Origin of the sequence: Parabacteroides chongii (genome assembly GCF_029581355.1) — a bacterium.
GTDB classification, from domain to species: Bacteria; Bacteroidota; Bacteroidia; order Bacteroidales; family Tannerellaceae; genus Parabacteroides; species Parabacteroides chongii.
This window is the reverse complement of sequence record NZ_CP120849.1, coordinates 20,547-27,500: the sequence shown is the minus strand read 5'-3', so window position 1 is coordinate 27,500 and position 6,954 is coordinate 20,547. Positions and strand designations below refer to the sequence as shown.

Here is a 6,954-nt window from a genome sequence, read left to right as displayed (position 1 = left end):
TGCCCTGGTGGCGGCTACAATATTCTGGCTTACGACCTGGAAGGAGATGAAGTTTGTGAATGGTTGAATAACCTGGGAATAACAGCGGTATTGGTTAAGTATCGTGTTCCGCGCCGGGAAGGTCGTGAGAAACATGAAGCTCCGTTACAGGATTTGCAACGTGCGATCGGTTATGTCAGAGCTCATGCAGAAGAGATGAATGTGGATCCGCTGCGTATTGGCGTAATGGGCTTTTCTGCAGGGGGACATCTTTCTGCTATGGTTAGCAATAACTTTGAAAAAAGAACCTATCCGGCAGTCGATGCAGCAGATAAGGTTAGCTGTCGTCCGGATTTTTGCCTGTTGGTATATCCTGCTTACCTGGATGGTGAAAACTTCCAGTTGGCATCGGAGCTCAAGGTAACTCCGGCTACACCTCCGACTATGTTGATTCAGGCAGAAGACGATAAGTCATATATTAACAGCAGCCTTTTCTATTATTATGCCTTGAAAGAAGCAGGTGTGCCTGCCTGGATGCATTTGTATAGTAAAGGCGGACATGGTTATGGTCTGCGAGATACCGGGGCAGCAGTCAATGAATGGCCTGACAGAGCTGAAGACTGGTTCCGTGAAATTGGCGTAATAGAATAAAAAAACTAAACAGAGTACGGAGATACGGAGATTCTTCGTATCTTTGTATTCACAAATCATGGGGCTGACCGGTTTTGACAGCGGGCAGAAGTGGTTTGTAAGCATGTAGTGCGTGGTTGGCTTGCACTTAAATCTCAGACAACGAACAATTAACTGGCGAAAATAATTACGCTCTCGCTGCTTAATCGAAGTATAGTAGATTCAAGCTTAATCCCTGCAAAAGTTGTGGGGACGTGACATCACCCGGATGCTGTTGCTCCGAAGCTTTCCGATCAGGTGGTGCAGCAATATCGGAGATAGTCTGAAATGAGCCTCGGGTCTCAGGCGAAAATTTAGAGGATAAGGATTAAGTGGGTGGCTTCGGTCTTGCTTGATCTCGACAATCGAAGGCGAAGATAAACATGTAGAAAGCAGATTAGTTCCTCGTTTGGACGAGAGTTCGAATCTCTCCAGCTCCACAATAAGCGTTGTAATCATTTGATTTACAGCGCTTATTTTGTTTTGCACTCAAAACTACACGCAAAAATCAAAATTGTATCCTAAAAATGGAAGAACTGATAGGGCAAAGATAGACAATTATGTATATAATCACCTAAATTCATTATTCCTTTCTTTATATCAATATTTATAGTACATTTGTGCTATTAGATATTAGCAAAGCCATTACTTATAATTCATATTACATAATTCATTATTAATTTAATTAAGAATTATGTATGTTTAAAGATATTGCAGAGATAAGATCGATAAGAGAGCAAATAGCTCATCTGTCGAAAAGAGAAAAGAGTTGACAGAACCAATGTTGACTGATTTAGACATGATCCCTGTTTTATACAAGTGGTTCACGGAAATTATCGCTAAAAGAGATTGCCCGCCTAGACCGGAAAGTGTAACTCAGAGAAAAAATTCCTCTATATTGTCCTTTCGTTATATTCTCCTTCGGCATTGGCTGGAGGTAAAATGAAAAGTGGATTAAGAGAAAAGGTTGGGGAAGTATGGGGATTGCATGGAAAATCAGCCGTGTCCGATAATTTGAAGAACTTAGTATTTCATTGTCAAATATATGATGAATTTAAGCAGGACATTGAATATATATATAAAGAAATAGTTGAAAGATTATAAAAACACGACAATCACTCTAATGTCGTGTTTTATCTATCATCCAATTTACTCACCTCGATACGCATTAATACCTTTGAGTAAAACTATAACTCAAGGGTATGCCTCTAACTATAAAACAAGAAAACTTTTGTAATTATTACCTCGAATGTGGAAACGCGTCTGAGGCTTATAGACGTGCGTATTCTTGTTCGAAGATGAAAGACGAGTCTGTCAATAGCAGGGCGTATGAGCTCTTAAAAAAGTGAGATAGCGGCTAGGGTAAAACATCTGCAGAAAGAGTTAAGGGACAGGTCTGATTTAAATAAGGACGAAGCGGTTGGTATATTAACCAATATTGCCCGTGCAAATGTCGTTGATATGCTGGAGATCAGGAGAACTGCCAATTTTCGTGTATTCTTGATCAAGGATCTTTCCAAACTGCCTGTTTCGTTTCAATTGGCTATTCAGTCGGTCAAAAGTACAGATAAAGGATTCGAAGTTAAAATGTACTCGAAGATAGACGCTTTAGACCGTCTGTCAAAGATGATGGGCTGGGATGCTCCGGAAAAAAAGGATATAACCAGCAATGGTAATCCCATAGGTCAGGATATCAAAATCGAAGTGATAGATAAACGGAGTCAAATAGATGAAGATACAGACGACTAAAATATACTCCGAAGTGCAAGGTGCTCTTGATGCCGGATATAAGATTGTCTCGGCTCAAGGATCATCACGAAGCAGTAAGACCTATAACATACTTATCTTCCTGCTGGCTTATGTTATCCAGCATCCTAAATGTTCTTTGTCTATTGTCCGCAAGACGTTGCCGGCACTCAAAGGTTCTGTATTTAGAGACTTCAAGGAGATAATGATGGATAAGTTTAAATTGTGGGATGGGCGGTGTATGAACAAGTCAGAAATGGTATATACTTTGCCTAATGAGTCTTTTATTGAATTCTTCTCTACCGGCGACGAACAGAAGATAAGAGGGCGTAAGAGAAATATCCTGTATTGTAACGAAGGAAATGAAATATCATTTTTGGAATGGCAGCAGCTCATCATGCGTACCACTAATTTTTCTATTATAGACTACAATCCGTCATTCTCAGACGAACATTGGCTGTGTGAGCTAAACAAGGATCCACGTACGTATCATTTCATTTCTACATATAAAGATAATCCATTTTTAGAACAGACTATTATTGACGAGATAGAATCTCTTAAACACAAAAATAAGGTTTTATGGACGGTATACGGCTTAGGACAGCAAGCTATGGCAGAAGGCTTGGTCTTCCCCGAATATGAAATAGTGGATAGTTTCCCGGAAAAAGCCAAACAAGTTGCGGTTGGCCTTGACTTCGGCTACAGCTCTGATCCAACGGCTATTGTAAAATGTGGTATTCTTGATGATCGGATGTATTTGGACGAGCAATGTTATCGAACGCATATGCTCACAAGCGAAATAATCAAAGAGTTGAAAAAGCTTCGGTTATTTGTGTATGCTGACAGTGCCGATCCTAGACTAATACAAGAGATCGCCAATTCCGGTGTCATTATCTTCCCTGCTGATAAATACAAAGGTTCTGTAATGGGAGGTCTGTTTAAAATGATGGAATATAAGTTGTGTGTGACAAGACGATCTACCAATTACATCAGAGAATTAAAGAATTATGTATATGAACAGAACAAGGATGGAAAGTTTATAAACCAGCCTATTGACGCGTACAACCATTTGATTGATGCTACAAGGTATTATACGATAGGTAAACTTTTGGGCAAGGTTCTAGTTTCAAAGCAATACAATAAAGAGGATTTAGGCATATACTAACAATAAAATATATGGGATCAATATTAGACTACATAGTAGATATATTTAGAGGACAGTCAATGAACGACTCTACTAAAAGTAAAGACTTAATCACGCTCATAAAAGAGAAGGATATAAGTCAGGCTATGGAGTTGTTTCAGAATAGAGATTTGGAAGTACTAGAGGCTATCAAGGAGTATGACCCCGCTCTACATGATGTAATGAGCAGGCCAAATAAATTAAGAAAAGGTAAAGAACCGTATGTGACGGAAAAATTGCCTAGGAGATGGCAGGCATACATTAACGAAGTCGCTTTGTTTTTCCTACTAGGGCAGCCCATTAAATGGAGTAAAAATAATCCTGACATTCAGGATGATGCTTTTGACGCATATATCCAGTTTTTGAAAGATACCCGGTTTGATACAACCATGAGGCAAGCAAAACGCTTAGCTGGTTCCGAAACGGAGTCTGCTAAATTATACCATATTTACCGAAACGAAGAGACTGGCAAGGCAGAGGTAAAAGTTGTTTTATTGGCAAAATCACTAGGGTATACATTGCGTCCACTTTTTGATCAATATGGGACTATGCTTGCCTTTGGGTATGGCTATTACCTGAAAGAAGGGGTTAATACAGTAGAACATTTTGATATACAGACGCCAAAAGTCATTTATAGATGTCGAAAGGCGACTGTAGGATGGGAAGTTGTCCCTGTTATCAATCCTACGGGTAAAATAAATGTGATTTATTACCAACAGGAAAAGGAATGGGAAGGTGCTCAGCCCCGTATAAAAAGAGACGAATATGTTGATTCAAAGTCGGCTGACACTGTTAATTATTTTGCCGACCCTAAAGCTAAAGTTTCGGCAGACGTATTAGAATCTCTTAGCGATCCGGATAATGTAGGCGAAGTAATTAGGTGTTTTGGGCCAGACAGTTTATTTGAATATGTTGCTCCTCCCGATTCAGTAGAACTTAAAAAGTTTGAAAAAGAAATATTGAAAGAATCAATATTGAATGACACTTTTACGTTCAACTTTTCCCCTGAAAATACTAAAGGACTGGGTACTTTGACAGGAGAAGCCCTAAAGCGGGCTATGGCTCCGTCTTATATAAAAAGGGATAACCGCAAAGAAATATATGAAATCGCCGTAGACAGAGAAAAGAATTTAATTCTAGCTATAATGAAGAATGTCACTCATATTTCTCTCAGAGAAAAATTGGACGCTCTTCAAATAGATTTCGAATTTTCGGAACCGTTCCAGGAGGACACGGATAAAAGATGGTCTGCTATTGGTAAACTTCGCTCCGATGGCATTGCTTCTATTGAAACGGCAGTCAAGTTATTGGGGCTCGTTGATAACCCATCTGACGAAATAAAAAGCATCTTGGAAGAAAAAAGACAAAGAGAATCTAATAACAATAGTTTTAATGAAAATGGCGAAAAGTTGAACAAATAAATAAAACACATAAACATGGCAACATCGTTAAATTGGACAAAGCAAGGAGATAAATATGTAAGCGATGCATTTGATATGGCATCAGATAGCGCCGGTTTACAAGTAGTAACAAATAATAAAGCTGATGTTCTTGTCGAAATCAGTATAGATGGGACAATATGGCGTACAGCTGCTTTTAATTACAGAGGCGTAAAGGCTGTAGTAGATGTTATTAGTGGCGGCAAAGCTGGATTGAAAATCCGAATTGTTACAACCGAAGAACCTTCATCCATACAAATACTCCAATGATAACTCTCAGCAACATCAACATATCTCACGTCCTCTATCCTAGGATAGACCTAGCCGGGATTCGGCTAGGTGTTGGAGGTGGCGGAAGGGACAGACTAGTCCTGTTCCTGGTTTGAGGGTATAATTGGTCTTTACTGCAAAAGGACTAACTAATACAGAAATGGTGGCAAACCCAGTATGGAAAGATAAATCCGGATTGGGGAATGATTTGCAGATGAAGAACTTTTTGTGGAAGTTGGGTAGCGGGTGCGGAAGTTATAAAGAAGATTATACAAATTGGGTCCTGTCCCTTGCAAGAGTTGAAGCTACAAAGACCTATAAATCCTTTAATGTTACAGCCGTAAAAAAAGAAACAAACATATCGCTGTACTATCAGTCAACATCAGGCGAATCAGCTCGTACTATTCAGGGAGCTACGATAAAGGTTACAGGATTAGCAGACGGACAGGAGCTCCGTTATATCAGCAATCAAATTCGTGTTTACAATATAACTTCTGATGGAGTGTACAAATTACCATCAATTGAATTTGAAGGAGGTGGTAAATATTATGGGTTTACATTTTCCAAATTACAAGAATCCTGCAACATTACCATCGAACAAATCCCTGACTACTCCGGAGCTATCGTCTTTGACGGAGTAGACGATTATGGAATATGTGAGACGTTTCCTATCCTGACAAAGGAGAAAGGGTATACGGTGATGGCGCTCAGGAAGTGGATAGCAAGGGATAATAAATATGAGGGATTAGTTAGTAATATTAAGAATTGGAATACAGATGGCGCATTTTTATTAGAGTACAAAAACAACATCGATTATGCTGTTAATTTTGGTGATCTTACCAGTATAACCATTAGCGATTATCCTATCGTTTATCAAACAAGTCAATATTATAATGATCAAGAAATATTGCAGGAAGATGATAGATTAGGTTCTAACGTTCTGTTGGTAGGAAAATTAGCAAAAAACGGATTTGAATATTTTTCTAATTTCGCCCTCTACTCCCTAGTCATAATAGACCATGACACAACAGAAGAAGAGCGTCAGCTGGTTATTGACTACTGGAAAAAAGAGTTTCCCTGGTTATTCTTTGATCAAGCCTGGACTGTTACGGGTAAGACCAACGAAGATTCAGACCGTGCTACGATAGCTAATTTGACCGATAATGGCAATGATTTAGTGTTATCTAATTTCTTATTTGCAGGGAATAGTGGGTATGGGCTGTATTATCAATATTTTGGTAAAAACTTTGTTCTACAAAATGATGCAGCATTCCCATCTTGGGCATTTAACAGTAATTATTCTATATCTCAATATTATAGAGTTTCGTTAAACAGTCCATTTAAATGTTATTGGACAAGTTCAGCCTTGCAAGAATCTGTTAAAATTAGATTCAAATTAACTGGAATGATGGAAGGTGATGTTTTAGCATTTGGATCTACAACTAATTATCCAAATACTTGGAATAAAGATGGTATTTATATAATTGATTTACCAGCATCTTCTAGTAGTTTGGGATTTTCGTTGCAAACTACAATTACAGAAGTAGAGAACAGACCAAATACTCCAGTAACTATTAAACTTTTACCATTTGACTATGAAGGCTACCTTGTTACTGATGGGGTAGATGATAAGGTAGATTCTAAGCTCCTTTTGATTTAGGTAGTGAT

5 protein-coding genes, 1 other RNA gene and 1 pseudogene (1 of these 7 cut by a window edge) are annotated in these 6,954 nt (G+C 38.6%); all 7 read left to right on the top strand.

The window, feature by feature from the left end; translation table 11 throughout:
* Positions 1 to 630, top strand: the 3' portion of a protein-coding gene (locus P3L47_RS00205; RefSeq protein WP_345799063.1) for an alpha/beta hydrolase. It extends 252 nt beyond the left edge of the window; the window shows 630 of its 882 coding nt (coding positions 253-882); its start codon lies beyond the left edge, outside the window; it ends in the stop codon at positions 628 to 630.
* A gap of 60 nt (positions 631 to 690) precedes the next feature.
* Positions 691 to 1,091: a transfer-messenger RNA gene (gene ssrA, locus P3L47_RS00200) on the top strand.
* A 759-nt stretch (positions 1,092 to 1,850) separates the two neighbouring features.
* Positions 1,851 to 2,397, top strand: a pseudogene (locus P3L47_RS00190) (terminase small subunit).
* The gene (locus tag P3L47_RS00185; protein WP_277782365.1) at positions 2,378 to 3,559 is read left to right on the top strand and encodes a PBSX family phage terminase large subunit; all 1,182 of its coding nucleotides are present in this window, start codon (positions 2,378 to 2,380) and stop codon (positions 3,557 to 3,559) included. Before P3L47_RS00190 ends, P3L47_RS00185 begins: the two are co-directional and overlap by 20 nt.
* An 11-nt stretch (positions 3,560 to 3,570) precedes the next feature.
* On the top strand, positions 3,571 to 4,998 hold the full coding sequence (locus P3L47_RS00180; protein ID WP_277782364.1) for a phage portal protein: 1,428 nt from the start codon (positions 3,571 to 3,573) through the stop codon (positions 4,996 to 4,998).
* Between the two features lie 15 nt (positions 4,999 to 5,013).
* Positions 5,014 to 5,286 carry a hypothetical protein gene (locus P3L47_RS00175; protein WP_277782312.1) on the top strand — a complete coding sequence of 91 codons (273 nt, stop codon included), beginning with the start codon at positions 5,014 to 5,016 and terminating at the stop codon, positions 5,284 to 5,286.
* 160 nt (positions 5,287 to 5,446) lie between these two features.
* A complete protein-coding gene (locus P3L47_RS00170) occupies positions 5,447 to 6,946 on the top strand; it encodes a hypothetical protein (RefSeq protein WP_277782363.1) in 1,500 nt (499 codons plus the stop codon).
* The last annotated feature ends 8 nt before the right edge of the window (positions 6,947 to 6,954 follow it).

Excerpts from the sequence above, each read along its gene's own strand:
- P3L47_RS00185 (WP_277782365.1), top strand. The coding sequence starts at position 2,378 with ATGAAGATACAGACGACTAAAATATACTCCGAAGTGCAAGGTGCTCTT.
- P3L47_RS00180 (WP_277782364.1), top strand. The coding sequence starts at position 3,571 with ATGGGATCAATATTAGACTACATAGTAGATATATTTAGAGGACAGTCA.
- P3L47_RS00175 (WP_277782312.1), top strand. The coding sequence starts at position 5,014 with ATGGCAACATCGTTAAATTGGACAAAGCAAGGAGATAAATATGTAAGC.
- P3L47_RS00170 (WP_277782363.1), top strand. The coding sequence starts at position 5,447 with ATGGTGGCAAACCCAGTATGGAAAGATAAATCCGGATTGGGGAATGAT.